The organism is Pseudarthrobacter sp. alpha12b (assembly GCF_054130495.1).
In genome coordinates, this window is record NZ_CP196746.1 from 599,113 (window position 1) to 622,593 (window position 23,481).

The window sequence follows — 23,481 nt, forward strand, 5'->3', positions numbered from 1 at the left end:
AGTGCGGCCGGCGTGGACGCAGCCCAGGGGAGTCGGGGCTGGAGCGGGAACGGAGCCTAGAGGGAACGCAGGACCGAGACCACTTTGCCCATGATGGTGGCGTGGTCGCCCAGGATAGGTTCGTATTGCGTGTTCTGGGGGAGCAGCCAGGTATGGCCGTCGCGTTGACGGAAGGTCTTGACGGTTGCCTCATCGTCCAGCAGTGCGGCAACGATGTCTCCGTTGGCAGCGTCCGCCTGGCGCCGCACCACTACCCAGTCGCCGTCGCAAATGGCGGCGTCCACCATGGAGTCGCCGGCCACCTTAAGCATGAAGAGCTCGCCTTGGCCCACCAATTGGCGGGGCAGCGGCATGACATCTTCCACGAGTTGCTCGGCGAGGATGGGGCCGCCGGCAGCGATACGACCCACCAGGGGAACCATGGCGGTGTCCAGTGCCGTGGGCAGTTCCGACACCGTGGCCCCGGTACCCGTGGCGTGCGGCGCAGGAGACGTGCCGGCAGCTTTGGCGCCGCCGTCCAGTGTGAGGGGCATCAGGACTTCCATGGCGCGCGGCCGCTTGGGGTCGCGCCGCAGGTAACCCAGCTTTTCCAGTTGGGAGAGCTGATGGGTCACGCTGGACAGGCTTGCGAGGCCGACTATATCGCCGATCTCGCGCATGGACGGCGGGTATCCGTTCTCATTGACTGAGCGCTGGATGGTTTCGAGGATCTTCTTCTGCCTGGGGGTCAGGCCCTTGGCGGTCCTCTTTGGTTGCGGGGCGGTCCTGCCCCCGGCGGCTGCTGCTGCCATATTCGCCAATGCCTTTCGCTTGCCGCCGGATCTCCCGCCTGGCGCTGGTCCACAGCGCCGCCGGAAGGAGTCCCACCGTCATTGTCAGACCCTGCTGTTCAACTTCAGTGGTGGTTGTTCTTTGGTTCAAAGCTAGGCCAGCCACATTGCTTTTTCAAACATTTGTTCTAGCGAGTCTCGACATTATTCGTCGATAGGTGCTAAAACTTAACAAGCAAAGTTCGAACATGTGTTCTAACCAGCGCATGCCCTATTCGAATACGCGGCCGGTAGAGGTTCCGGCAGCGCTACGAGCGGCAGGGCAGCGGCCGGCGGACACCCGGGCAGCACGGCAAGTCCAGGAGGGCTTAGTTCATGTCAGCTTTATCTCTTCACCAGGTTTCACCTTCGTCTGCGCCCCTGAGGCTGACCCGTCGGGGGAGGATCGTCCTGATTGGAGTTCCGCTAGTATTCCTGGCCGTTCTCCTGCTGTCGCTTTCCGGGCTTTTCCACTCCCCGGCCAAGGCCTCGGATTCGGTTTCGGATCTGGCAGTTACGCCCACGGTCACGGTGACCGTGCAGTCCGGCCAGTCGCTGTGGGCCATCGCCGGTGCCGTTGCTCCCCACCGCGATGCCCGGGACGTGGTGGCGGACATCGTCCAGTTGAACAACCTCGCCGCCGGCACCGTCATTCCGGGCCAGCAGCTCTTCGTCCCCACGCGCTGAAACAGGTGCCGCGGTCGCCCCGGATCGGAAACCAGGTCAAGCGATGACAAGGCGCCTCATATGGCGCATGCCGGGGAGAGCATCAGGCATGCCCAGGGCGAACAACGGCTGTCACATTTTCCGGCAGTTGCCGTGGCCACTAAACTGTTCAGGTGAGCGACCAGCTAGAACGTCTGAACCGGCTTCCCCTCCGCAGCAACCTTCGCGGGCTGACCCCCTACGGGGCGCCCCAACTGGACGTCCCCATCCTGCTGAACGTCAATGAAAATACCCATGGTGTTCCCGCCGACGTCCGTGCCGCCATCAGCGCCGCCGTTACGGAGGCCGCCGCCGGGCTCAACCGCTATCCGGACCGCGAGTTCACCGCCCTCCGGAAAGCCTTGGCTGAGTATCTCGGGCATGGGCTTGATGAAACCAACCTGTGGGCAGCCAATGGCTCCAATGAAGTCCTGCAGCAGATCCTCCAGGCGTTCGGCGGCCCCGGACGCACCGCACTCGGCTTTCCACCCACGTACTCCATGTACCCCCTGCTGGCCAGCGGTACGGACACCCGCTACATCACCGGGGAACGCGCGGAAGGCTACGACCTCAGCGCAGAGTCCGCAGCCCGCCAGGTCAAGGAACTGCAGCCGAACATTGTGTTCCTCTGCTCGCCCAACAACCCCACGGGGACAGGACTTGGGTTGGACGTCGTGGAAGCTGTCTATGACGCCGGGGCGGACAGCCAGGCCATCGTGATCGTCGATGAGGCTTACCACGAGTTCGCGCACGACGGAACGCCCAGCGCACTGACCCTGTTGCCCGGCCGGGAGCGGCTGATCGTTTCCCGCACCATGAGCAAGGCTTTCGCCCTGGCGGGCGCGCGGCTCGGCTACATGGCCGCAGCCCCGGAGGTCACTGATGCTCTGCGGCTGGTCCGCCTCCCGTACCACCTGTCCGCCATTACCCAGGCCACTGCCCTGGCCGCCCTGGAACACCGTGAAGCGCTGATGGCCGATGTCCAGGACATCAAGACGCAGCGGGACCGGATTGTGGCGGAACTGACCCGGATGGGCCTCAAGCCGGCCGCATCGGACTCCAACTACGTTTTCTTCGGCGGCCTGGAAAATCCGCACCAGGTCTGGCAGGAGCTGCTGGACGCCGGGGTGCTCATCCGCGACGTGGGCATCCCCGGCCACCTTCGGGTCACTGCTGGCACTGAGGCGGAGACTACAGCCTTCCTTACCTCCCTGGAACGCATCCTTGCGGGCCACGCCGCGCTTCCCGCCTAGACTTGTTACTGCGGCGCTGGGCGCCTTGAACCACTTCTTCTCCCACTAAGGATCCTTCACCATGAGTCCAACCGGATCGAACACGGCTGCAGCCAGGACCGCCCGCATGGAGCGTGCCACCAGCGAGTCCTCCGTCCTCGTGGAGATCAACCTCGATGGAACCGGAGTATCGGACATCGATACCTCCGTGCCGTTTTACGACCACATGCTCACCGCGCTGTGCAAGCACTCCCTGATCGACATGACCGTCAAGGCCACCGGGGACACCCACATCGACGTTCACCACACGGTGGAGGACGTGGCCATCACCTTCGGCGAGGTCCTGCGGACAGCCCTGGGCAACAAGGCGGGGATCCGCCGGTTCGGCGAGGCCACCGTCCCGCTGGACGAGGCCCTTGCCAACGCGGTGGTGGACGTATCCGGCCGCCCCTACCTGGTGCACGGCGGCGAGCCGGCCGGCCAGGAATACCACCTGATCGGCGGCCACTTCACCGGGTCCCTGACCCGCCACGTCTTCGAGGCCATCACACTCCACGCCGGCATCTGCCTGCACATGAACGTTCTGGCTGGCCGGGACCCGCACCACATCGTCGAGGCACAGTTCAAAGCCTTCGCACGCGCCCTCCGCGCCGCCGTCGAGCCCGATCCCCGGGTTGAGGGCATCCCTTCCACCAAGGGAGCGCTGTGAGCGGGCAGGTCCTGAAAGACGGCGCGATCATCGATCCGGCGGCTTCGCGGAAGCTGCCGTCACCGGAGGGCAAGCCCACGGTCACGGTACTGGACTACGGTTCCGGGAACGTCAGGTCCGCCGTTCGCGCACTGGAACGGGCCGGCGCGGAAGTAATCCTGAGCTCCAAGCCAGAGGACGTGCTGAACGCAGACGGCCTGGTGGTGCCCGGCGTGGGTGCGTTCGAGACCGTCATGCGTGAACTCAAGGCCGTGGACGGTATCCGGCTTATCGGCCGGCGCGTGGCAGGCGGGCGCCCGGTGCTTGGCATCTGCGTGGGCCTGCAGGTCATGTTCGAAGCCGGAGTGGAACACGGCACCGAGGCCGAGGGCATCGGCGAGTGGCCCGGCAAGGTGGAGGCGCTCCGCGCGGAGGTGGTTCCGCACATGGGCTGGAACACCGTCAAGGTGCCGGAAGGCTCGAAACTCTTTGCCGGCGTCGAAAACGAGCGGTTCTACTTCGTGCACTCGTACGGCGTGCAGGAATGGAACTTCGACGTCATCCAGCCGCGGATGGCCCCGCCGCTGGTCACCTGGTCCGAGCACGGCGGCCCGTTCATCGCCGCCGTCGAAAACGGCCCGCTCTGCGCAACCCAGTTCCACCCCGAAAAGTCCGGCGATGCCGGTGCGCGGCTCCTGCGCAACTGGGTGGAAGGCCTGCGCAAGCCGGCCGGGGTTGACTCCGGCGCACCGGCGGCCGACGCCGGCAGTGACGCCTAGATGTGGTCCGTACTCCTGATGGGCCTCGCCGGCATCCTCATTGGCGGCGGCATCTCGTTCCGGCAGCAGCGCAAGCCGCTCTGGATCCAGGTGTCCTTCTACGTCCTGGCCGCCATGTCGCTGGTCGCCGCCTACCTGCTCACGCTGCCGGCCGGCTGACTACCAAGGGGCGGCGCGGAACTCCCTGAACCGCACCGATCAAACCCCGCTTTTGCCCAAACCGAAGAACCAACACCGAGGATGAGTATGACCACCGCACATGACCTGCCGGTACTTGAACTGCTGCCAGCCGTCGACGTCGTCAACGGCCAGGCCGTCCGGCTGGTCCAGGGCGAGGCGGGCAGCGAGACCAGCTACGGAACCCCCCTCGAAGCGGCGCTGAATTGGCAGCAGCAGGGCGCCGAATGGGTGCACCTGGTGGACCTTGACGCAGCGTTCGGTCGCGGCTCCAACGCCGACCTGCTCCGCGAAGTGGTCGGCCGGCTGGATATCAAGGTGGAGCTCTCCGGCGGCCTCCGTGACGACGAAACCCTGGAAGCCGCGCTTGGCCTCGGCGTGGCCCGGGTCAACCTGGGAACCGCCGCACTGGAGAATCCCGAGTGGACCCGGCGGGCCATCGAGCGCTTCGGCGACAAGATCGCCGTCGGCCTTGACGTCCGGGGAACCACCCTCGCAGGCCGCGGCTGGACCAAGGAAGGCGGGGACCTCTGGGACGTGCTGGGCCGCCTCGAAGAGGCCGGCTGCGCCCGCTACGTGGTGACCGACGTGACCAAGGACGGCACCCTCCAGGGACCCAACGTTGAACTCCTCCGGCAAATGGTGGAAAAGACCGGCAAGCCCGTGGTCGCATCCGGCGGCATCTCCAGCCTGGACGACCTGAAGGTCCTTCGCTCGCTGGTCCCGCTGGGCGTGGAAGGTGCCATCGTGGGCAAGGCGCTGTACGCCGGAGCCTTCACGCTGCCTGAAGCCCTCGACGTCGCCGGCCGCCGCTAAGCGCGGGGAAGTAGCAGGCCATGGCCAGCTCCGAAGAACCGGTAAGTCCTCCAGCCCGCCAACTGCCGGGCCATATCGCTGCAGCGCTGGCCGGTGCAGGCAGTGCCACGGATTCCGCGGGCCAGCCGTGGGCCGGGCGCAGCCTCGCCGGTGACGACGCGAAGATCCACAACTTCGAGGACGACGACGGAACGGCCGACGCCGGCTACCTCGCCGCGGTTGCCGCGCTCCGCGAGGGGCGGGGCGACGAAGCGGGCGTGGTTGCCTCGCTGGCAACGGCCCGGGTCTTTATACCGATCGTGGCGCAACTGGCTGAAGAGGCGGAGGCGGCCCACGGGCTGCACGCCGACAAACAGGCGGACATGGCGCTGGTGACCCTCAAGGCGGCCGACGGCAGGACTGCGCTGCCCGCATTCACCTCAGCGGCGGCTCTGGCTGCCTGGCACCCCGAGGCCCGGCCCGTGGCGGTGTACGCCGCGCGGGCGGCCCTCTCGGCAGTGGCCGAAGGCGCCGAGCTTCTGGTCCTGGACCCGGGAGCCGACGTGACGTTCGTGGTGCGCCGCCCCGGTGTCTGGGAACTGGCCCAGCAGCATGGCTGGACCCCCTCCTACAACGACCCTGAGCTCGCCCGTGAAATGGGCGGGGCCGCTGCCGGTTTCGCCGCCATCCGGAGCATCGAGCTGCTGCCTGGCAGGGGAGTGGCGGCCAGAGCTGCCGACGGCTCGGCAGTGCCTGGCGGCGGCGCCGGGCCGGAGCTGCAGGTGGTGCTGTACCTCGAGGACGGCCTGGACGCTTCCGGTGTCCAGGAACTGGTGGCCGGCCTCCAGTCGGAGTGGTCGCGGAATGTATTGTTTGGGGAGCGCGTCGACTCCCTTGAGATCAAACTGAGGCGCGCTCCCGACTAGCCGCAGCAGGGTGGGTGATCCCCGCCGGACCAGCGGCATACGCTGAAGGACCGCTTCGTGAATTTCGCTCTCTACCGGGAGTTGCTCGCTGTCCGGCCGATCCGCCGGCTGCTGCTGGTGGGCATGGTTGCCCGCATCCCGCACTCAGCCGCAGGGGTGCTCCTGACCCTGCACATCGTCCTCACCCTGGGCCAGGGGTACGCGGCGGCCGGTGCCGCCGCGGCGGTCATGACCATCGGCATTGCCCTGGGCGCTCCGTGGCGGGGCAGGCGCGTTGACACTGTGGGACTGCGGACCGCGCTCATCCCTTCCGTCATCTCCGAAACGGTGATCTGGTCGGTCGTGCCGCACGTGTCCTATCAGTGGCTCCTTCCGCTGGTATTCGTGGGCGGGCTGCTCACGCTGCCCATCTTCAGCGTGGTCCGGCAATCCCTCGGGGTCCTGGCGGACGGTGACCAGCGCCGGACCGCGTTCGCCCTGGATGCCATCACCACCGAAGTGGTGTTCATGATTGGACCGGCTGCGGGAGCCGTTGTTGCCACCAGCGGTTTCACCGTTGCCGGCCTGACGGTGGTGGGCGTGGCCACTTCCCTCTCCGGGCTGTTCCTCATGTGGTTCAACCCGCCCACGCGAAGCCAGGGCCTGACTGTCGAATGCGCAGAGGATGAGCAGCACGCCGCGGAAGCCGCCGTCGTCTCCACTGCTCCTGCCCATCTCCAGGAAGCCGCCGCGGAACTGGCCCCCGCGGGCGCGGCCACCAGTGCGGCACAGCGCGGACTGCGCGGACGGCTTGCGGGCGGCTTCGCGTGGTTCACTGCCACGGTTGCGGCACTCTTCGCCGTTGCCGCGGGCGCCGGAATGGTCCTCAGCGGTACCGACGTAGGCATTGTCGCAGCACTGCAAACCGGTGGGCACCAGAGCGAAATCGGGATCGTCTTTGTCTTTTGGTGCGCTGCCTCCGTGGTGGGCGGGCTCATCTACGGCGCCATGCACCGGCCCATCCCACCTGTCATCCTGCTGCTGGGAATGGCCGCACTGACCCTGCCCATGGCTTTTGCCCACGACACCTGGACCCTGGCTTTCGTCTCCGTCCTGCCGGGCCTGCTCTGCGCTCCCGTGCTCTCCGCGGCTTCCGAAAAGGTCGCCGAGCTGGTGTCCGAGGAGCGGCGGGGGGAGGCCATGGGCTGGTATGGCTCGGCCCTCACCGCCGGTGTTGCCCTCGGTTCGCCGCTGGCCGGCATCTTCATCGACGTTATGGGGCCCTCCGGCGGCTTCGTTTCCGTCGGCGCCGCGGGCGTGGTGCTGTGCCTCGTGGGCCTGGCCCTCCAGCGCCGGCGCCGAAAAGCCGCCGCCTGACGCCGGCCTACCCGCCGATTGCTCGCCACCGGCACCCTAACCTCGCAAGCTCGGCCGGGGAACCCTGCCGGCCTGCCCATCGATTGCTGCGTAATTGCCCTTTTGGGCTGGGAAAACGGCAGGTACGGAGCAATCGATGGAGTTAAAGCGCGACGGCGGGACGACCTTGAAAGGCCGTCCCGCCGTCGGGCGCTGCTTGGGGGAGTTGTTCCCTAGTTCACTGCTCCGGTGTACTTTTCACCCGGGCCCTTGCCCGGTGCATCCGGAATCAGCGACTCCTCACGGAAAGCCAGCTGCAGGGAGCGCAGGCCGTCGCGCAAGGGTCCGGCGTGCTGGGACCCGATTTCAGGGGCGGCTGCGGTGACCAGGCCGGCCAGCGCGGTGATCAGCTTCCGGGCCTCGTCAAGGTCCTTGAGTTCGGCTGCGTTGTCTTCCGCTGCCAGGCCAAGCTTTACCGCGGCCGCGCTCATCAGGTGCACGGCGGCCGTGGTGATGACCTCGATGGCCGGAACTTCGGAGATGTCGCGGATGTGTTGTGAAACGTCTGCGCCTGCGTCACCGGGCTCGAAGACGTACGAATTACTGTCTGAGGTGCTCATACTGGTAAGCTTGACACAGACCGACTGGATGTCGTTATTTCAGAGATTGTCCCAAACGATCAGGTTCCCAACAGCGCTTCGCAGCGTTGACGGGAATTTTTTCTGTAGAATGGCTTCCAGTTTGCAAGCGGAGTTCTCTCCCACCCGCGTCAGCCGTTGTCCCAGGCGTTCCTTTGGAACCTGCAGGGGACGCAAGGTTGCCGGGTACCTGGTTGGGCACGGACCGGCATCCGCCGGCGCAGTGCACGTGCAGCCCTTTTCGGGTTGCCGGTCCAACCTCTTTGAGGCCTTCGATTGCTCCGGCAATTGGGGGCCTTCTCTATTTGCCGGACTCAACAACAAACACAGGAGCTTTAACATTAGCGAGCCAAGAATCAATGAGCGTATCCGCGTCCCCGAGGTGCGGCTGGTCGGCCCTGCAGGTGAACAGGTAGGAATCGTCCGTATTGAGGATGCCCTGCGCCTGGCTGCCGAGTCCGACCTTGATCTCGTTGAAGTTGCACCTCAGGCGAAGCCTCCGGTGTGCAAGCTGATGGACTTCGGCAAGTACAAGTACGAGGCCGCGGTCAAGGCACGTGAGGCCCGGAAGAACCAGACGAACACGGTTCTGAAGGAAATCCGCTTCCGCCTGAAGATCGACACCCACGACTACGAGACCAAGCGCGGCCACGCCTTGCGCTTCCTCGGTGCCGGGGACAAGGTCAAGGCAATGATCCAGTTCCGTGGCCGTGAGCAGCAGCGTCCGGAGATGGGCATTCGCCTGCTCCAGCGCTTCGCGGAGGACGTCGCCGAAGTTGGCGTAGTGGAGTCCAGCCCCCGTATCGACGGCCGCAACATGGTCATGGTGGTTGGCCCGCTGAAGAACAAGGCTGAGGCCAAGGCGGAAGCACGCCGGGCAACCCAGCGCGCCGAGGCCAAGGCACAGAATGAAGCCAAGGCTTCGGGACGTGTTGACACGTCCGGCGAGGACCAGGCCCCCATGACGCAGTCGCTGGCGGATCTCCTTCCGGAAGGCTTCACCGTCTCCACCGAGCCGGAGGCAGCCGCTGCGGACACTGCCCCGGTTGAGGCGCCCGCTGCCGCCGCTCCTGAGCAGGAAGCTCCCAAGGCTCCGGCTCCGAAGCAGGAAGCTCCCAAGACTCCGGCTCCGAAGCAGGAAGCTCCCAAGGCTCCGGCTCCGAAGCAGGAAGCTCCTAAGGCTCCGGCTCCGAAGCAGGAAGCTCCTAAGGCTCCGGCTCCGAAGCAGGAAGCACCGAAGGCCGCCGCTCCGGCGCCCAGGCCTGCAGCTGCCGCCAAGCCGGAAGCGGCCGCGCCGAAGCCGGCCGGTGTGCCTGCACCGCCCAAGCCGGTGGCCAGGCCTGCTGCGCCGAAGCCTGCTGCCCGCCCTGCCCCCAAGGCAGTGCCGAAGCCGGCCGGTAAGAAGACCAACTAGTTCATAGCTGCCGGGGGCATGCCCCCGGCAGTCAGCAACCAGCATGCTGCCCGCAGGGGCGGCTGCGCGATAGAACTGCCGGCCCCAGGGTCCGCAGAAACGTAAGGAGATCGGTTCCCATGCCGAAGATGAAGACCCACAGTGGTGCTAAGAAGCGCTTCAAGCTGACCGGCAGCGGCAAGCTGCGCCGCCAGCAGGCCAACCGCCGCCACTACCTGGAGCACAAGTCCAGCCGCCTGACCCGCCGCCTTGCCGGTGACAAGATCGTCTTCAAGGGCGATGCCAAGGTCATCCGGAAGATGCTCGGCATCTAGTTTCCAAGTTTATTGATGGATCGCTTCCTGGTGGTCCGTCACCTGCCAAACAGCCTTCTCAGGCCGCCGGAATACCGGCAACAGATGCTTGGGATCAGATTTTCGAAGGAGTACGCACGTGGCACGTGTGAAGAGGGCGGTCAACGCCCACAAGAAGCGCCGGGTTGTTCTTGAACGGGCAAAGGGCTACCGCGGACAGCGTTCGCGCCTGTACCGCAAGGCCAAAGAGCAGCTGCTGCACTCGTTTGTGTACAGCTACGGCGACCGCAAGAAGAAGAAGGGCGACTTCCGCCGCCTGTGGATCCAGCGTATCAACGCTGCGTCCCGCGCCAACGGCCTCACCTACAACCGCCTCATCCAGGGCCTGAAGGCCGCCGAGGTCGAGGTTGACCGCCGCATGCTGGCCGAGCTTGCCGTCTCTGACGCCAACGCCTTCGCCGCACTGGTCCAGGTGGCCAAGGACTCCCTGCCGGCAGACACCTCCGCCAAGAAGGTTGCCGCAGCCTAGCAGCCGCTGCAGCCCCTCGCCTGAGGGGCCGGTTCAGGAACTCGAAGCGTCAGCTACTACAGTTCTTGTATGAACGAAACCGGGCGCCCGCAAGATCTTCCACTGTCCAACCCCCGAGCCGATCGGGTCAGGGACGTGGCAAAGCTTGCAGGGCGCCCGGCCCGTTTAAAGCGTGGCCAGTTCCTTGCCGAGGGGCCGCAGGCGGTCCGGGAAGCCCTCAAGCTCCACCAGCAGCGCCTCGCGGCGGGAGCGCCCGGAGTGGTCACCGAGCTATTCGCCAGCGAAAGCTGCCTGGACCGCTTCCCCGAATTCGAAGAGCTCGCCGAAGGCACCAACGCCCGGCTGGCCACCGACGAGGTCCTGGCGGCCATGGCGGACACCGTTAATCCGCAGGGGATCGTGGCCGTCTGCAGGTTCGTGGACGTTGCGCTGGCGGAAGTACTCGACGCCGGCCCCCGCCTGATCGCCGTCCTGTGCCAGGTCAGGGACCCGGGGAATGCGGGCACCGTGCTGCGCGCGGCCGACTCGGCCGGCGCCGACGCCGTCATTTTCACGACGTCCAGCGTCGACATCTACAACCCCAAAGCGGTCCGCTCCACCGCAGGGTCACTGTTCCACCTTCCGGTGGTCCTCGCCGCGGACCCCGCGGAACTTGCCGCCGCCTGCAAGGCCGCCGGCATCGGCATCCTCGCTGCCGACGGTTACGGGCAGCTGGACCTGGATGTCCTGCAGGACGAGAACGCGCGCCGCAGACTGACTGGAGCCGGCCCCGATTCCGTTTTCGACCTCGCCGCACCGACCGCCTGGTTCTTCGGGAACGAAGCGCAGGGGCTCTCCGACGAGGAGCTTGAACTGGCGGACCACCGGGTTGCCGTTCCGGTCTACGGTGCCGCGGAAAGCCTCAACCTGGGAACGGCAGCCACCGTGTGTCTCTACGCCAGCGCCCGTTCCCAGCGCCGTGCCCACAGTGCCGCGGAGCAGGGCCGCGCAGAATAAGGACGCCCGACGGCGCACGGGAGCCGTGCGTACTCCGTGCACCGGGGGCACTGCATCCCGGAGTCGAACCTATCCAGGGGCACAAAGAAAGGCCCCGGAATTCCGGGGCCCGTTGGTTATTGCTGGACAGAGCGATCAGGGTGCGCGGCTGGCTTTGCCGCGTCCGGTGACTGCTCCGTAGATGCCGGCGACAAGCAGGCCGCCAACGATAGCGAGAATCCAGGTGCCGAGGTCGAAGAAGCCAAGATCGCCCTTGTTGAACAGAAGGCTGCCGATCCAGCCGCCAACAATCGCACCAACGACACCCAGGATGAGGCTGGTCACCCAGCCGCCGCCGACCCGTCCGGGCATAACGGCTTTAACGATGGCCCCGACAATCAGGCCCAAAATAATCCAAGCAAGAAAACCCATGTCTCCTCCTCATTGTGACCGGGATTAATAGTCCCGATGAGCCTCAAGCTAACATAAGCACCCCGTAAAGTCAGTAGCTTCGCCGGCCTGTGCTGCGGTATGCCACGGGCCCGGCGGGTACGGTATCCAAAGAGCGGGCTGCGGCCTGGACCCGCAGTATCCGACATATGAGCAACCCGCAAAGAGGTGAAGCCCCGTGGCTGCAAGTGGCGGTACCAAGGCGATCATTGCGGCCCTCGCCGCGAATCTGACCATCGCAGTGCTGAAGTTCCTGGCATACTTCCTGACGTTGTCGTCATCGATGCTTGCCGAGGCCATCCACAGCCTGGCGGACTCCGGCAACCAGCTGCTGCTCCTGGTGGGCGGCAAGAAATCCCAGCGGGCCGCCAGCCCTGAGCATCCGTTCGGTTACGGCCGTGAGCGCTACATCTACGCGTTCATCGTGTCGATTGTGCTGTTCACGGTCGGTGGCCTCTTTGCCCTCTTCGAAGCATATGAGAAGTTCCTGCACCCGCACGGCATCGAAGGCGGGTTCTGGTGGGTTCCGCTGGCCGTGCTGGTGGGAGCCATCCTGGCCGAGTCCTATTCCTTCCGGACCGCCATCAGGGAATCGAACCATACCCGCGGCAAGCAGTCCTGGGTAAAGTTCGTGCGCAGCGCCAAGCAGCCCGAGCTGCCGGTCATCCTGCTTGAGGACTTCGGCGCCCTTCTGGGCCTGCTGTTCGCACTGATCGGCGTGGGCTTGACCCTGATCACGGGCAACGGCGTGTGGGATGCCGCCGGCACGGGGATGATTGGACTCCTGCTGGTGGCCATCGCCGTGGTCCTGGCGCTGGAAACGAAGTCGCTTCTGCTGGGCGAGTCCGCCACGAAGGCCGACGTTGATCGGATCCGGGCTGCCATCGAGTCGGACGGCGGCCGCATCATCCACCTCAGGACGCTGCACCTGGGGCCTGAGGAGCTGCTGGTAGCGGCCAAGATCGCCGTCAGCAGGTCCGCGACCGGCGAGGAGATAGCACGGGCCATTGACGGCTGCGAGGAGAGGATCCGGGCTGCTGTCCCCATTGCGCGGGTCATCTACCTCGAACCGGATTTGCACCGGACGGCGACGGCGGCCGGCCAGGATCCTGCCGCGGCTGCACCGCGCCCCTAGTGCCGGGCCGGCCGGAATCGGGCCGGCCGCACCCTCCCTGTGCGGTGATGCGGGGTCAGGCAGTCAGCGGCCTCTTGCGTTCCAGCAGGCCGCTGAGGAGGGCGACGCCGAAACCGAGGACGGCAAGGACGGCGCCGACCAGGGCGGGGGCAACAAAGCCCCACCCCAGGGCGATGACCAGGCCGCCGAGGAATGCGCCCAGCGCGTTGGCGACGTTCAGCGCGGCATGGTTGAGGGAAGATGCCAGCGATGGTGCGTCCGGCGACGCGTCCAGCAGCCGGGTCTGCAGGGCGGGGATCAGCATGGAGCCTGAAGCTCCCACCACGAACACCATAACCATGGCGCTCCACTGCCAGTGGGCGGCCACCGCGTATACCACCAGGGCCACGGCAATGGCCGGAAGGACGCGGTACAGGGTGCCCATGACCGATTTGTCGGCCAGCCTGCCTCCGACGACGTTCCCGGCTACCATGCCCAGCCCATAGAGCGCCACCACCAGGGGGATCAGCGCCGACGGGATGCCGGCCACCGCGGTCATGGTGTGCGCAATGTAGGTGTAGGTGGCGAAAAAGCCGCCGAAGCCCACGATGCCCACGAGGAGGGCCAGCCACACCTGGAGCCGCTTGAGGGCCCCGAGTTCGCGCCGGATGCTCGCGTCCGGGTGCGCGTGCTGGAATGGGACAAATTTCCACACCATGACCAGGGCCAGCAGGCCGATGCCACCCACCAGGACAAACAGCAGGCGCCAGCCAAAGGTTTGCCCCAGCCATGTGGCGAACGGGACGCCCACTACATTGGAGACGCTGAGCCCGGCCATGACCATGGAGATGGCCCAGCCCCGGCGCGTCGGCGGAACCAGTGATGCGGCGATGACGGCCGCAACCCCGAAGAACGCGCCGTGGGGCAGACCGGCGGCAAAGCGGGACACGAGCATGGACCCATAGTCAGGGGCGACGAACGAGGTCAGGTTGGCCACGGTGAAGAACAGCAGGAGGGCAAGCGCCAGCTTCTTGCGGGGCAGCTTCGCACCGACGGCGGCCAGGAGGGGAGCGCCTACCACCACTCCCAGTGCATACGCAGAGATCAGGTGCCCAGCCTCGGGAGTGCTGATCCCCAGGCCCTGTTCAACTTCCTTCAGCAGGCCCATCATGGTGAACTCGGTAACGCCGATGCCCACACCGCCCATGGCCAGGGCAAAGATGGCCATGCCGACGTTGGGGGCCTTGATGCGGGCCGCCGTGGACGGGGAAAGAACGCTGCTCATATGCCTGCTTCTCAAAAGGTGGAACTGGAAATGGGACGGGCGCCACGGCAATGGGGCAGGAAGGTCCGGATAGTGAGGCAAACCCTGGGCGGGCAGACGCTGTTCCCCTGGACGGGAAATGCTGTTCCGGGCCATTCCCATTGTGGCCCATAGAATGGGCCGGTGACTGGACTGATACAGGTAGTGGGCGGAGCTGTGGTGGACAGGCTGGCCGATCCAACGGCACTGCTGGTGGCACGGCGGAGCGCTCCGGAGCACCTGGCAGGGCTGTGGGAGTTCCCCGGGGGCAAGGTTGAACCCGGTGAGGAACCTGAACCGGCGCTGGTGCGGGAGCTGGCCGAGGAACTCGGAATCGGCGTCCGCCTGGGCGCAGAGCTGCCCGCGGAAACACCGGACGGCTGGCCCCTGAATGACCGGGCCAGTATGAGGGTCTGGTTCGCCGAGGTGACCCGCGGGGCGCCATTGCCCCTTGAAGACCATGACGAACTGCGCTGGGTCCAACTGCAGGACCGTCACGCGGTCCTTGGCCTGCCGTGGATACCGGCCGATTATCCGATTGTCCATGCGCTCCTGGATTCGGTGGAATCGCCGCGTGGCAGGACCTACTAGAAGAGCGCGTCCTGCTGCGAGGGCCGGGAAACTGAAATCTCGGTGGCGCCATCCGTAACGGCGGTGGGAATGATCCCGGCCGGGTATTCGGCTTCCTCGGCCCGCGGATCATCCAGGTCCCTGTGGCTGAAGCCCGAGGAGTGCGAAAAGCCGTGGCGTGCCTTGAAATAGCGGACCTTGCCGGCAAGCCACATCCGGTATTCCTTGGACGCGTAGGAGCCGGTCCCGTAGAGCCGCCGGTAGCGCCCGGCCAAGTCGGGGTGGTTGGCAGCGATCCATTTCATGAACCATTCCCTGGTACCCGGCTTCAGGTACAGCGCGCCCGCGCTGACTCCGGTTGCGCCGGCGGCCGCCAGTGAACCGAACAGTGAATCCAGTGCTTCGTCGCTGTCGGAGAGCCAGGGCAGGATGGGCATGGCCATGACGCCGCAGGGCAGTCCGGCCTCGCGCAGCCGGGACACCAGTTTGAGCCGGGCCCTGGGTCCGGGGGTGCCGGGCTCGATTGCCTCGGAAAGGGCTTCGTCGGTCATGGCCAGGGAGATGCCGAGCCCTACGGGCACCTGCGTGGCAGCGCTCTTGAGCAGCGGGATGTCGCGGGCCAGCAGGGTCCCCTTGGTGAGGATGGACAGGGGAGTCCCGGACTCCGCCAGCGCGTTGATGATTCCAGGCATGAGCCGGTACCTGCCCTCGGCCCTTTGGTACGGATCGGTGTTCGTGCCCAGCGCCACCTGCTGGCGCGTCCAGGACGCCTTGTTCAGTTCCTTCCGCAGGATCTCCGCGGCGTTGACCTTCACCACCACCTGGCTGTCGAAATCCATGCCGGCGTCAAAGTCCAGGTACGTGTGCGTCTTGCGGGCAAAGCAGTAAACGCAGGCGTGGCTGCAGCCGCGGTAGGGATTCACCGTCCATTCGAACGGCATCTTCGATCCCGCCGGAACCCTGTTGAGCACCGACTTGGCAGTGACCTCGTGGAACGTGATTCCGGCGAACTCAGGGGTGGTGACGGAACGGACCAGGCCTGCCAGCGGAAGCAGTGCCGGTCCCGGTCCTCCCGCGGAGTCCGGCGTGGGCACCAGTGCTTGAGCTTCCCATCTCATGACACCCATTCGAAAACATGTTCGAATTTAAGTCAAGGCGACGCGCGGTCGAAGCCGGCTACAACGTATGCTTCGGCGCCGCCACGCAACGCAGCAGCTGCCCGTCACTGCTGGTGCCTCAGCTCCCATGTGACGGTAATGGCTGCCTCCACCCGGTTCGCCCCCGGTTCAACCGATGGGCCTTCAGCGGCGGATGCCCGCTGCAGTCCGGCAAGAGGCACCGGTCCCGGGGCCGGGTGCTGGTCCGTCACGGACAGGACCCTCCCCAAACTGGCCGAGGCCAACGCGGCATACTGTCCGGCGGAGCTGAGAGCGTCCTGCCATGCGGCCTCGCGGGCCTGTGCCCGGACCGCGGAGTCGTCGGAAAGGACCAGTTGCAGGTTGTTCAGCCGCACAGCATCCCCGCCGGCGCGAACGGCGTCGGAGACGGCAACGGACGCGCTGCCGAGGTCCCGCAGCCTGACCGCGAGGCTGCTGGACGCGACGTAGCCCACCAGCCTTTGGCCTTCGCCGTCCCGCCAGGCGAGGTCGGCGCGGACGGACAGGCCGGCCGAACGGATATCAACCGGGGCAACGCCGCGGCTGCGGAGGACCGAGCCAACTGCCCCCAGGTCGTTTCCGGCTGCCGCGTAGGCTTCCGACACCGATTCGGCGCGGCACTCCACCCCTATGGAGACCAGCATCAGGTCGGGGGCAGCTTCCGCCCATCCCGTCCCCGTGACAGTGACTGTCCCCGTATCCACGCGGACGTTCGATACCTGGCCCATTAGACTTGCCTCCCCGCGGTGAGCGGATAACCGCCGGCGGCCAGTCCCGCCCGGCGTTCAAAGATGTTCGCCGTCCCCGGATTCCCGGTACGCAGCACTGACCAGCCGGCGGCCGCCAGGTACAACGGGATAAAGGGAAGCCCCAGGCACCACGCATACTGGCTGCAGTGCCGTTCCTCGTGTCCCAGGAGAGCGGGCCGGGACAAGAGGTCCGCAGCGGTGCTGCGGCACAGCACCACGTTGCCCAAGGTGTAGGCGCCGGCGAAAGGCAGCCGCCAGCGGTAACCGGCCGCAATGACCAGCCCGCGGGGACCCCGGCTGATGCGCGTCCCGGCGGCCAGGGCGACGGCGAGCCCGGCCACGGTGCTCCCGTTGAGGAGGTTCGCTGCCCGCCTGAGCCGCTGGGCCGTCGTCGGGCCGTCCAGTGAGCCCACGCGCTGCCGCAAAGTCATGAGGCCATGGTAGCCGGAGGGTTCTACTAGACTGGAAGGCAGTGGCCGCCGGTCCTGCCGGCGAGCCCTGACCTGGTCATTGAATGACACTGACGTTCAGCGCATTCATCCATGACCTGCCAGCGACGGACGCGCCGGGCGGGAAACCGCGCGTGGCTGCCCCGCCTGCCGGCAGCCACGACTCGTAGCTAAGAACAGTAGATGACTGAAACTTTGCCGGGCGGCGCCATCCCGAACCCCACGGATGAGGCCGCCATCAACGCCGCTGTAGACCAGGCCATCACCGCCATCGCCGGTGCGGCCACCCTTGACGAGCTGAAGGCGGTGCGGCTTGTCCACAGCGGCGAGAAATCCCCGCTGAGCCTTGCCAACCGTGAAATTGGCCGCCTGCCCAAGGACCAGAAGGCGCTCGCCGGAAAGCTGATGGGTGCCTCCCGCGGCCGGGTCAACAAGGCGCTCGCCGATCGTGCCACGGTTCTGGAGGCTGAAAACGACGCCAGGATCCTGGTCGAGGAAACCGTGGACGTCACCGCAGCGCCGCGTCGCCGCCGCGCCGGTGCCCGCCACCCGCTCTCCACGCTGCAGGACCGCGTGGCGGACATTTTCGTGGGCATGGGCTGGGAAATCGCCGAAGGTCCCGAGGTGGAATCGGAGTGGTTCAACTTCGACGCCCTGAACTTCAAGCCGGACCACCCGGCCCGCGAAATGCAGGACACCTTCTTCGTGGAACCCCCCGAGGCCCACTTGCTGATGCGCACCCACACCTCGCCGGTGCAGGTCCGGTCCATGCTGGAGCGCGAGGTGCCCATCTATGTGCTGTGCCCCGGCAAGGTGTTCCGCACCGATGAACTGGACGCCACCCACACCCCGGTGTTCCACCAGTTCGAAGGCCTGGCCATCGACAGGAACCTGTCCATGGCGGACCTGCGCGGCACCCTGGAGCACTTCGCCCGCCAGATGTTCGGCGACGAAGCCCAGATCCGGCTGCGCCCCAACTACTTCCCGTTCACCGAGCCCTCCGCCGAACTGGACATCTTCCACCCCGGCGCCAAGGGCGGCCCGGCCTGGATCGAGTGGGGCGGCTGCGGCATGGTCAACCCCGATGTCCTGCGCGCTGCGGGCATCGACCCGGATGTCTATTCAGGTTTTGCTTTCGGCATGGGCATTGAGCGCACCCTTATGTTTCGCAACGAGGTGGGGGACATGCGCGACATGATCGAAGGCGATGTACGGTTCAGCGAGCACTTCGGGATGGAGATCTAAACAGTGCGTATCCCACTTTCCTGGCTGCGTGAATTCGCGGCCGTACCGGCCGATGCAACGGCCGAAGATGTCATGGCCGAGCTGGTCAAGGTCGGCTTCGAGGAAGAAGCAGTCCACCGCCCCACGGACACGCTGAAGGGCCCCATCGTGGTGGGGCAGGTCCTGAGTCTGGTCAAGGAACCGCAGACCAACGGCAAGACCATCAACTGGTGCCAGGTCCGCGTTGTGCCCGAAGGGCAGGAACAGACCCTTACCGGAGACGGGATCGACCCTTCCGGTGTCCAGGGCATCATCTGCGGCGCCCACAACTTTGTTGAGGGCGACAAGGTGGTGGTCACGCTTCCGGGTGCCGTGCTGCCCGGCGACTTCCACATCTCGGCCCGCAAGACCTACGGCCACCTGTCGGCCGGCATGATCGCCTCGGTCCGCGAACTGGGCATCGGCGAGGACCACGACGGCATCCTGGTGCTGTCCCGCATCGGGCTTGACCCGGAAATCGGCACCGACGCCATGGAGTTGCTGGGACTGTACGATGAGGCTGCCGAAATCAACGTCACCCCGGACCGCGGCTACGCCTTCTCCATCCGCGGGGTGGCCCGCGAGTATGCGCACGCCACCGGAACCGCCTTCACGGACCCGGCAGCGAAGGTCAACGCACCGGCAGGGCTGTCGGGCGGCTACGGCGTCAAGCTCAACGACGACGCCCCCATCTACGGCAAGCCCGGCTGCGACCGCTTCGTGGCGCGCACGGTCCGCGGCGTCGATGCAACCAGGCCCACTCCGCCATGGATGGTGTCCAGGCTCCGGCTGGCAGGCATCCGCTCCATCTCGCTGCCGGTGGACATCTCCAACTACGTCATGCTCGAACTGGGCCAGCCCACGCACTGCTACGACCAGGACAAGCTGTCCGGTGAGATCGCGGTGCGGCGCGCGGCGGCAGGCGAGAAGATCACCACACTGGACGGCAAGGAACGCACTCTTGACACCGAGGACCTGCTCATCACCGATGACTCCGGTGCCATCGGCATTGCGGGCGTCATGGGCGGCGCGGCCACCGAGGTGAGTGACTCGACGTCGAACGTCCTGGTGGAAGCTGCACACTTTGACGAGGTGTCCATTGGGCGGTCCCGGCGCCGGCACAAGCTGCCGTCCGAGGCGTCCAAGCGTTTCGAACGCGGGGTTGACTGGCAGGTTGCGGGCATCGCCGCCCAGCGCGTGGTTGACCTCCTGGTGGAACTTGCCGGCGGCACCGCCGACGAAACGGGCACCGACGTGGGCACGGCACCGGAAACCGTCACCATTGGACTGCCCGCCGGCTTCGCCGCGGCCCGCATCGGCATCGACTTCACCGACGAGCAGATTGTCACCTCCCTTGAAGACCTGGGCGCTGTTGTGGTGAAGAACGACGCTGGCTGGACCGTTACGCCCCCGAGCTGGCGCAGCGACCTGGAGACCAAGGAAGACCTGACCGAGGAGATCGCCCGGCTGGTGGGCTACGACAAGATCCCCGCCACGCTGCCGGTGGCCCCTCCGGGCCGCGGCCTCACCCGGGTCCAGCAGCAGCGCCGGCGCCTGATCCAGGCCCTGGCGGACGCCGGACTTACCGAGGTCCTGTCCTACCCGTTCGTGTCCAAGGCCGCCAACGACACCTTTGGCGTGGCCGAACAGGGTGCGGAGCGGAGTGCGGTCAAGCTGGCCAACCCCATCAGCGAGGAGCAGGGCTTCCTGCGGACCTCCATCCTCCCGGGGCTGATCGAGGTGGCCAAGCGGAACCACTCGCGGGGCTTCCGCGATCTTGCCCTGTTCGAATCGGGCCTGGTATTCCTGCCGGCCGGGACCGTGGGCACAGCTTCGATCCCGCCGCTGGGCGCCAAGCCTGACGCCGAGGTCCTCGACGCACTGTACGACGGCGTCCCGGACCAGCCGTTCCATGTGGCTGCCGTCCTCACCGGCCATGATTCCCGGGCCGCCGCGGGGCACACCCCCCGGCAGTGGGACTGGGCCGATGCGCTGGATGTTGCCCGCCTCGCCGGCGACGTCCTCGGCGTCGACCTGGTGGTCAGCCAGGGCAGCCACCAGGCGTTCCATCCCGGCCGCACCGCCCGCCTGGCGCTGCGGACAGGGGAGACCGTGGGCTACGCGGGCGAACTGCACCCCAAGCTGCTGGCAGCTTCGGACATGCCTGCCCGTTCGGTGGCACTCGAACTCGACGCCGACGCCCTGTTTGAGGCGGCACCGGACGTGATCGTGGCCCGCCACATCTCCACGTACCCGGTAGCCACCCAGGACGTTGCACTCGTTGTTCCTGCCGAGGTGCCGGCGGACGAGGTCCTTGACGCGCTGCGTGAAGGTGCCGGCGAGCTGCTGGAGGACGTGGCGCTGTTCGACGTCTACGCAGGCAAGGGCATCGAGGAAGGCAAGAAGTCGCTGGCCTTCGGCCTCCGGTTCCGGGCCGCCGACCGCACCCTCACCGCAGACGAAGCCTCGGCTGCGCGTGAGCAGGCAGTGGCGTTGGCCGCAGAACGCTTCGGAGCCGTCCAGCGCTAAACAGGGCAACCTCCGGACGAAAGCAGTCCCCGCACCCCTTGAATCGGGTGCGGGGACTGCTTCGTTACGGCGCCAACTGTTCGAACATGCTGATGGCGCAGAAATTTCTTACTTCCGAAGTTTCTCGGCACGTTGACGGATTCCCTTGAGCATCCTTCGCTCCATAACGAACCAGCATGCATCGACCAGCGGCGCCAGAATCCAGAGGACCACCTTTGTGTAGATCCGGATGCGCACCCGGCTCACCAACCGTGTATTGTCCCCCTCCGGGTACAGCGCGAAACACCAACTGACGCGGCCGGAGACCGGTTCCAGTACCATGGCCCGCTCGGCGTCAAGGATCCTGACCGGCCAGTCCGGGCCCTTGCCCAGGGGAATCACGTCACCTGCCGCAAGCCCTTGGAACTCGGGAAGTATCCTGCCGGCGCTTGGGCCACTCAGGATACCGAAGGCCCGGTCCAGGACGTCGTAGCTGTACAGGCCCCCGCGCCTGTCGCCCATTTGCACAAGCCAAGGCCAGATGCTGCCGGGGCGGGCCTTGATGGACACGGCCCTGGTAGTCGTCATGTACGGATCGTTCACGAACTCATCGCCTGGCATTGGGCGTTCTTCTTCGTCCTTGGTCGCTCCCCAGTGAAGGTGGAGCGGGCGGAGGAACTGGTGATAGACAGCTACCGCGGCGAGGATTGCCCCAGGAATGCGCAGGATTTTCGGGGGCAAATGAGCTGGCTGCCTGGGACTGTCCATGATTGAGGACTCTCCATCCTGTGACTGGTATCCCTGGCGGTGTCAATGTACTTGCCCCGGGATGGCTGCGGTCTGCAGCCTGTTCCTTTAAGTGAGTCCCTCGGCCCGGCTCCTGATCCCGTGGAGCATGCGCAGGGACATGACGAAGCTGGCGACTTCCACGGTCTCGACCAGGAACCGTGCCCACCAGTGCCGGTAGGCGTACCGCTCACGGACAATGAGCCGGGTGGTGTCGTTTGGCTTGGGTTGGAGGATGAAGGCCCAGGTGAAGTCGAAGGGGCCAGGTGCTGGACCCGGGGGGATGCGCAGGACGAGCGCTCTTTCCGGTTCAAGGAGCGCCACCTCCAGATTCGAGGAGTCCGTGGGTGCCAGATGGACAGGGTCCCCCACTTTGATGTCCTGCCACTCAGGATGGATGCGGTCCGCGCTGTGGATGTCCAGGCCGGCGAGGTTCTCCAGGAAATCGTAGCTGTAGAGTCCCCCTCGGCGCTGGCCCATCTGCACCAGCCAGGGCCACACCCGTTCTGCCGGGGCATGGACGGTAACAGACCGCGTTGCCTGCAGGCCGGCGACAGCGATCAGGTCATCACCGGGCAGTTGCCCGCCCGCCTCCTCCGGGGTTGCACCCCAGCGCAGTTGGAGGCGCCGGAACGCAAGCCAGCAGGCCGGAACACAGATAAGTGCTCCGGCGGCAGGAAGCGGGCGCAGGTTCCGTTGATGCATCATTGGCCGAGTGTCCCACCCCGGGGCTGCCTTTGGGGTGGGACGAAAGCCCTGTCCCACCATCCCAGGGCCGGGGTGTGAGCGCCCCATGTACAACCGCCGCACTCAGGCTGCGAGCCGCCGTCGTGGCTGGTTCACGGTCCACAAGGACCAGGTGTCAGGGCACCAGGATGACCTTGCCCGTGGTCTTCCGGCCCTCCAGATCGCGGTGCGCCTGGCCTGCCTGGCTCAACGGGTAGCGCGCGCCAATCCGGACCTTCAGGCTCCCGTCGGCAGCGGCGGCAAACACCTCGTCCGAGCGCCAGCGCCGCTCAGTCGCGTCCCGCAGGTAATGTCCCATGGTGGGCCGCGTCAGGAACAGGGAGCCCGCTGCGTTGAGGCGCTGCGGGTCAAACGGCGGCACGGGCCCCGAGGCGGCCCCGAACAGCACCAGCATTCCGCGGACCCGCAGGGCGGCGAGCGAGCCGTCGAAGGTATCCTTCCCCACCCCGTCGTAGACCACGTCCACTCCCGTGCCGCCCGTAATGTCCCTGACCCGCTCCGCGAATCGGTCGTACCGCAGCACGTGATCCGCTCCGGCTTCGCGCGCCAACTGCTCCTTTTCGTCGGTGGAAACCGTGGTGAGAACCTCCGCACCCCTGGCCTTGAGCAGCTGGATCAACAGCAGCCCCACGCCGCCGGCTCCGGCGTGCAGCAGTACCTTGTGGCCGCGTTCCACCTTGAAGGTCGAATTCATCAGGTAATGGGCGGTGACGCCCTGGAGGGGGAGGGCTGCGGCGGTAAAGACATCCAGGCCTTTGGGCACCGGCAGGGCGGCGTCCTCATCCACCAGCGCATAGTCCGCGTAGCAGTTGATGCCTTCCGCGGTAGCTACCCGGCTGCCCGCGATGAAGCCGGTCACGCCCTCGCCCACTGCCTCCACCGTGCCCGCGGCCTCCGAACCGGGAGTGAAGGGGTAGGAGACTTTGTACGTGCCGCTGCGCTTGTAGGTGTCGATGAAGTTGACGCCGGCCGCCCCGACCTTGACCAGCAGCTGCCCCGGGCCAGGAGCAGGGGGCTCCACCTCCGTGTACTCAAGGACTTCCGGTCCGCCTGCCTGCCGTGCGACGATTGCGTGCGTCATGGCTCTCCT

At 66.4% G+C, this 23,481-nt stretch carries 26 protein-coding genes; 16 read left to right on the top strand and 10 right to left on the bottom strand.

What is annotated here, in order from left to right; translation table 11 throughout:
- Positions 1-56 precede the first annotated feature (56 nt).
- Positions 57-791: a transcriptional repressor LexA gene (gene lexA, locus ACTAQI_RS02660; RefSeq protein WP_457949368.1), complete on the bottom strand. Its 735-nt coding sequence runs from the start codon at positions 789-791 to the stop codon at positions 57-59.
- Between the two features lie 354 nt (positions 792-1,145).
- Between lexA and ACTAQI_RS02665 the strand changes: the two genes are divergently transcribed.
- The 8 genes from ACTAQI_RS02665 (at position 1,146) to ACTAQI_RS02700 (ending at position 7,467) form a co-directional block, all read left to right on the top strand.
- Positions 1,146-1,496, top strand: a complete 351-nt coding sequence (locus ACTAQI_RS02665; RefSeq protein WP_457949370.1) for a LysM peptidoglycan-binding domain-containing protein — start codon at positions 1,146-1,148, stop codon at positions 1,494-1,496.
- Between the two features lie 152 nt (positions 1,497-1,648).
- On the top strand, positions 1,649-2,767 hold the full coding sequence (locus ACTAQI_RS02670) for a histidinol-phosphate transaminase (protein WP_457949372.1): 1,119 nt from the start codon (positions 1,649-1,651) through the stop codon (positions 2,765-2,767).
- 61 nt (positions 2,768-2,828) lie between these two features.
- A complete protein-coding gene (gene hisB / locus ACTAQI_RS02675; RefSeq protein ID WP_018771583.1) occupies positions 2,829-3,455 on the top strand; it encodes an imidazoleglycerol-phosphate dehydratase HisB in 627 nt (208 codons plus the stop codon).
- Positions 3,452-4,213, top strand: a complete 762-nt coding sequence (gene hisH, locus ACTAQI_RS02680; RefSeq protein WP_457949374.1) for an imidazole glycerol phosphate synthase subunit HisH — start codon at positions 3,452-3,454, stop codon at positions 4,211-4,213. Before hisB ends, hisH begins: the two co-directional genes overlap by 4 nt.
- Positions 4,214-4,372, top strand: a complete 159-nt coding sequence (locus ACTAQI_RS02685; RefSeq protein WP_457949376.1) for a hypothetical protein — start codon at positions 4,214-4,216, stop codon at positions 4,370-4,372.
- Between the two features lie 87 nt (positions 4,373-4,459).
- Positions 4,460-5,206, top strand: a complete 747-nt coding sequence (gene priA, locus ACTAQI_RS02690; RefSeq protein WP_457949378.1) for a bifunctional 1-(5-phosphoribosyl)-5-((5-phosphoribosylamino)methylideneamino)imidazole-4-carboxamide isomerase/phosphoribosylanthranilate isomerase PriA — start codon at positions 4,460-4,462, stop codon at positions 5,204-5,206.
- A 20-nt stretch (positions 5,207-5,226) separates the two neighbouring features.
- Positions 5,227-6,111, top strand: coding sequence for an SseB family protein (locus ACTAQI_RS02695; RefSeq protein WP_457949380.1), 885 nt, complete (start codon positions 5,227-5,229; stop codon positions 6,109-6,111).
- Between the two features lie 57 nt (positions 6,112-6,168).
- Positions 6,169-7,467, top strand: coding sequence for an MFS transporter (locus tag ACTAQI_RS02700; protein ID WP_457949382.1), 1,299 nt, complete (start codon positions 6,169-6,171; stop codon positions 7,465-7,467).
- Between the two features lie 212 nt (positions 7,468-7,679).
- Here the strand turns inward: ACTAQI_RS02700 and ACTAQI_RS02705 are convergent, their stop codons facing one another.
- On the bottom strand, positions 7,680-8,066 hold the full coding sequence (locus tag ACTAQI_RS02705; RefSeq protein ID WP_457949383.1) for a DUF1844 domain-containing protein: 387 nt from the start codon (positions 8,064-8,066) through the stop codon (positions 7,680-7,682).
- A gap of 400 nt (positions 8,067-8,466) precedes the next feature.
- Here ACTAQI_RS02705 and infC point away from each other — a divergent pair, with 400 nt between their 5' ends.
- The 4 genes from infC (at position 8,467) to ACTAQI_RS02725 (ending at position 11,316) form a co-directional block, all read left to right on the top strand.
- Positions 8,467-9,498, top strand: a complete 1,032-nt coding sequence (infC, locus tag ACTAQI_RS02710) for a translation initiation factor IF-3 (RefSeq protein ID WP_457949385.1) — start codon at positions 8,467-8,469, stop codon at positions 9,496-9,498.
- Between the two features lie 119 nt (positions 9,499-9,617).
- Positions 9,618-9,812: a 50S ribosomal protein L35 gene (gene rpmI / locus ACTAQI_RS02715; RefSeq protein WP_009358635.1), complete on the top strand. Its 195-nt coding sequence runs from the start codon at positions 9,618-9,620 to the stop codon at positions 9,810-9,812.
- A gap of 118 nt (positions 9,813-9,930) precedes the next feature.
- A complete protein-coding gene (gene rplT, locus ACTAQI_RS02720; protein ID WP_018763610.1) occupies positions 9,931-10,320 on the top strand; it encodes a 50S ribosomal protein L20 in 390 nt (129 codons plus the stop codon).
- Between the two features lie 69 nt (positions 10,321-10,389).
- Positions 10,390-11,316, top strand: coding sequence for a TrmH family RNA methyltransferase (locus ACTAQI_RS02725; protein WP_457949389.1), 927 nt, complete (start codon positions 10,390-10,392; stop codon positions 11,314-11,316).
- A 135-nt stretch (positions 11,317-11,451) separates the two neighbouring features.
- Here ACTAQI_RS02725 and ACTAQI_RS02730 read toward each other — a convergent pair whose 3' ends face one another.
- Positions 11,452-11,727, bottom strand: a complete 276-nt coding sequence (locus ACTAQI_RS02730) for a GlsB/YeaQ/YmgE family stress response membrane protein (RefSeq protein ID WP_457949391.1) — start codon at positions 11,725-11,727, stop codon at positions 11,452-11,454.
- Between the two features lie 196 nt (positions 11,728-11,923).
- Between ACTAQI_RS02730 and ACTAQI_RS02735 the strand changes: the two genes are divergently transcribed.
- Complete coding sequence (locus tag ACTAQI_RS02735) at positions 11,924-12,880, top strand: cation diffusion facilitator family transporter (RefSeq protein WP_457949393.1); 957 nt, start codon at positions 11,924-11,926, stop codon at positions 12,878-12,880.
- 55 nt (positions 12,881-12,935) lie between these two features.
- On the opposite strand, the gene ACTAQI_RS02740 is transcribed toward ACTAQI_RS02735, so the two are convergent.
- Positions 12,936-14,144, bottom strand: a complete 1,209-nt coding sequence (locus ACTAQI_RS02740; protein ID WP_457949395.1) for an MFS transporter — start codon at positions 14,142-14,144, stop codon at positions 12,936-12,938.
- Positions 14,145-14,306: 162 nt separating this feature from the next.
- Here ACTAQI_RS02740 and ACTAQI_RS02745 point away from each other — a divergent pair, with 162 nt between their 5' ends.
- Positions 14,307-14,753, top strand: a complete 447-nt coding sequence (locus ACTAQI_RS02745; RefSeq protein ID WP_457949397.1) for a (deoxy)nucleoside triphosphate pyrophosphohydrolase — start codon at positions 14,307-14,309, stop codon at positions 14,751-14,753.
- Here the strand turns inward: ACTAQI_RS02745 and ACTAQI_RS02750 are convergent.
- The 3 genes from ACTAQI_RS02750 to ACTAQI_RS02760 all read right to left on the bottom strand — a co-directional run bounded on the left by ACTAQI_RS02750 (position 14,750) and on the right by ACTAQI_RS02760 (position 17,069).
- On the bottom strand, positions 14,750-15,850 hold the full coding sequence (locus ACTAQI_RS02750) for an Rv2578c family radical SAM protein (RefSeq protein WP_457949399.1): 1,101 nt from the start codon (positions 15,848-15,850) through the stop codon (positions 14,750-14,752). The genes ACTAQI_RS02745 and ACTAQI_RS02750 overlap by 4 nt on opposite strands.
- Before the next feature lie 104 nt (positions 15,851-15,954).
- Entirely contained in the window at positions 15,955-16,617 is a 663-nt protein-coding gene (locus ACTAQI_RS02755; protein WP_457949401.1) for an SIMPL domain-containing protein, read from the bottom strand.
- A complete protein-coding gene (locus ACTAQI_RS02760; protein ID WP_457949403.1) occupies positions 16,617-17,069 on the bottom strand; it encodes a hypothetical protein in 453 nt (150 codons plus the stop codon). Before ACTAQI_RS02760 ends, ACTAQI_RS02755 begins: the two co-directional genes overlap by 1 nt.
- A gap of 201 nt (positions 17,070-17,270) precedes the next feature.
- On the opposite strand from ACTAQI_RS02760, the gene pheS reads away from it, so the two are divergent.
- Together pheS and pheT are read left to right on the top strand one after the other, a co-directional pair.
- The gene (pheS, locus tag ACTAQI_RS02765; RefSeq protein ID WP_457949405.1) at positions 17,271-18,332 is read left to right on the top strand and encodes a phenylalanine--tRNA ligase subunit alpha; all 1,062 of its coding nucleotides are present in this window, start codon (positions 17,271-17,273) and stop codon (positions 18,330-18,332) included.
- Positions 18,333-18,335: 3 nt separating this feature from the next.
- Positions 18,336-20,879 (top strand): phenylalanine--tRNA ligase subunit beta, encoded by a 2,544-nt coding sequence (gene pheT / locus ACTAQI_RS02770; RefSeq protein WP_457949406.1) that lies wholly within the window; start codon positions 18,336-18,338, stop codon positions 20,877-20,879.
- A 108-nt stretch (positions 20,880-20,987) separates the two neighbouring features.
- Here the strand turns inward: pheT and ACTAQI_RS02775 are convergent, their stop codons facing one another.
- The 3 genes from ACTAQI_RS02775 to ACTAQI_RS02785 all read right to left on the bottom strand — a co-directional run bounded on the left by ACTAQI_RS02775 (position 20,988) and on the right by ACTAQI_RS02785 (position 23,472).
- Positions 20,988-21,446, bottom strand: a complete 459-nt coding sequence (locus tag ACTAQI_RS02775) for an SRPBCC family protein (protein ID WP_457949407.1) — start codon at positions 21,444-21,446, stop codon at positions 20,988-20,990.
- A gap of 267 nt (positions 21,447-21,713) precedes the next feature.
- On the bottom strand, positions 21,714-22,352 hold the full coding sequence (locus tag ACTAQI_RS02780) for an SRPBCC family protein (protein ID WP_457949408.1): 639 nt from the start codon (positions 22,350-22,352) through the stop codon (positions 21,714-21,716).
- Between the two features lie 154 nt (positions 22,353-22,506).
- Positions 22,507-23,472: a quinone oxidoreductase family protein gene (locus ACTAQI_RS02785; RefSeq protein ID WP_457949409.1), complete on the bottom strand. Its 966-nt coding sequence runs from the start codon at positions 23,470-23,472 to the stop codon at positions 22,507-22,509.
- Positions 23,473-23,481 lie beyond the last annotated feature (9 nt).

Excerpts from the sequence above, each read along its gene's own strand:
- lexA (WP_457949368.1), bottom strand. The coding sequence starts at position 791 with ATGGCAGCAGCAGCCGCCGGGGGCAGGACCGCCCCGCAACCAAAGAGG.
- ACTAQI_RS02665 (WP_457949370.1), top strand. The coding sequence starts at position 1,146 with ATGTCAGCTTTATCTCTTCACCAGGTTTCACCTTCGTCTGCGCCCCTG.
- hisB (WP_018771583.1), top strand. The coding sequence starts at position 2,829 with ATGAGTCCAACCGGATCGAACACGGCTGCAGCCAGGACCGCCCGCATG.
- ACTAQI_RS02685 (WP_457949376.1), top strand. The coding sequence starts at position 4,214 with ATGTGGTCCGTACTCCTGATGGGCCTCGCCGGCATCCTCATTGGCGGC.
- priA (WP_457949378.1), top strand. The coding sequence starts at position 4,460 with ATGACCACCGCACATGACCTGCCGGTACTTGAACTGCTGCCAGCCGTC.
- ACTAQI_RS02695 (WP_457949380.1), top strand. The coding sequence starts at position 5,227 with ATGGCCAGCTCCGAAGAACCGGTAAGTCCTCCAGCCCGCCAACTGCCG.
- ACTAQI_RS02705 (WP_457949383.1), bottom strand. The coding sequence starts at position 8,066 with ATGAGCACCTCAGACAGTAATTCGTACGTCTTCGAGCCCGGTGACGCA.
- rpmI (WP_009358635.1), top strand. The coding sequence starts at position 9,618 with ATGCCGAAGATGAAGACCCACAGTGGTGCTAAGAAGCGCTTCAAGCTG.
- ACTAQI_RS02725 (WP_457949389.1), top strand. The coding sequence starts at position 10,390 with ATGAACGAAACCGGGCGCCCGCAAGATCTTCCACTGTCCAACCCCCGA.
- ACTAQI_RS02730 (WP_457949391.1), bottom strand. The coding sequence starts at position 11,727 with ATGGGTTTTCTTGCTTGGATTATTTTGGGCCTGATTGTCGGGGCCATC.
- ACTAQI_RS02740 (WP_457949395.1), bottom strand. The coding sequence starts at position 14,144 with ATGAGCAGCGTTCTTTCCCCGTCCACGGCGGCCCGCATCAAGGCCCCC.
- ACTAQI_RS02750 (WP_457949399.1), bottom strand. The coding sequence starts at position 15,850 with ATGAGATGGGAAGCTCAAGCACTGGTGCCCACGCCGGACTCCGCGGGA.
- ACTAQI_RS02755 (WP_457949401.1), bottom strand. The coding sequence starts at position 16,617 with ATGGGCCAGGTATCGAACGTCCGCGTGGATACGGGGACAGTCACTGTC.
- ACTAQI_RS02760 (WP_457949403.1), bottom strand. The coding sequence starts at position 17,069 with ATGACTTTGCGGCAGCGCGTGGGCTCACTGGACGGCCCGACGACGGCC.
- pheS (WP_457949405.1), top strand. The coding sequence starts at position 17,271 with ATGACTGAAACTTTGCCGGGCGGCGCCATCCCGAACCCCACGGATGAG.
- ACTAQI_RS02775 (WP_457949407.1), bottom strand. The coding sequence starts at position 21,446 with ATGACGACTACCAGGGCCGTGTCCATCAAGGCCCGCCCCGGCAGCATC.
- ACTAQI_RS02780 (WP_457949408.1), bottom strand. The coding sequence starts at position 22,352 with ATGATGCATCAACGGAACCTGCGCCCGCTTCCTGCCGCCGGAGCACTT.
- ACTAQI_RS02785 (WP_457949409.1), bottom strand. The coding sequence starts at position 23,472 with ATGACGCACGCAATCGTCGCACGGCAGGCAGGCGGACCGGAAGTCCTT.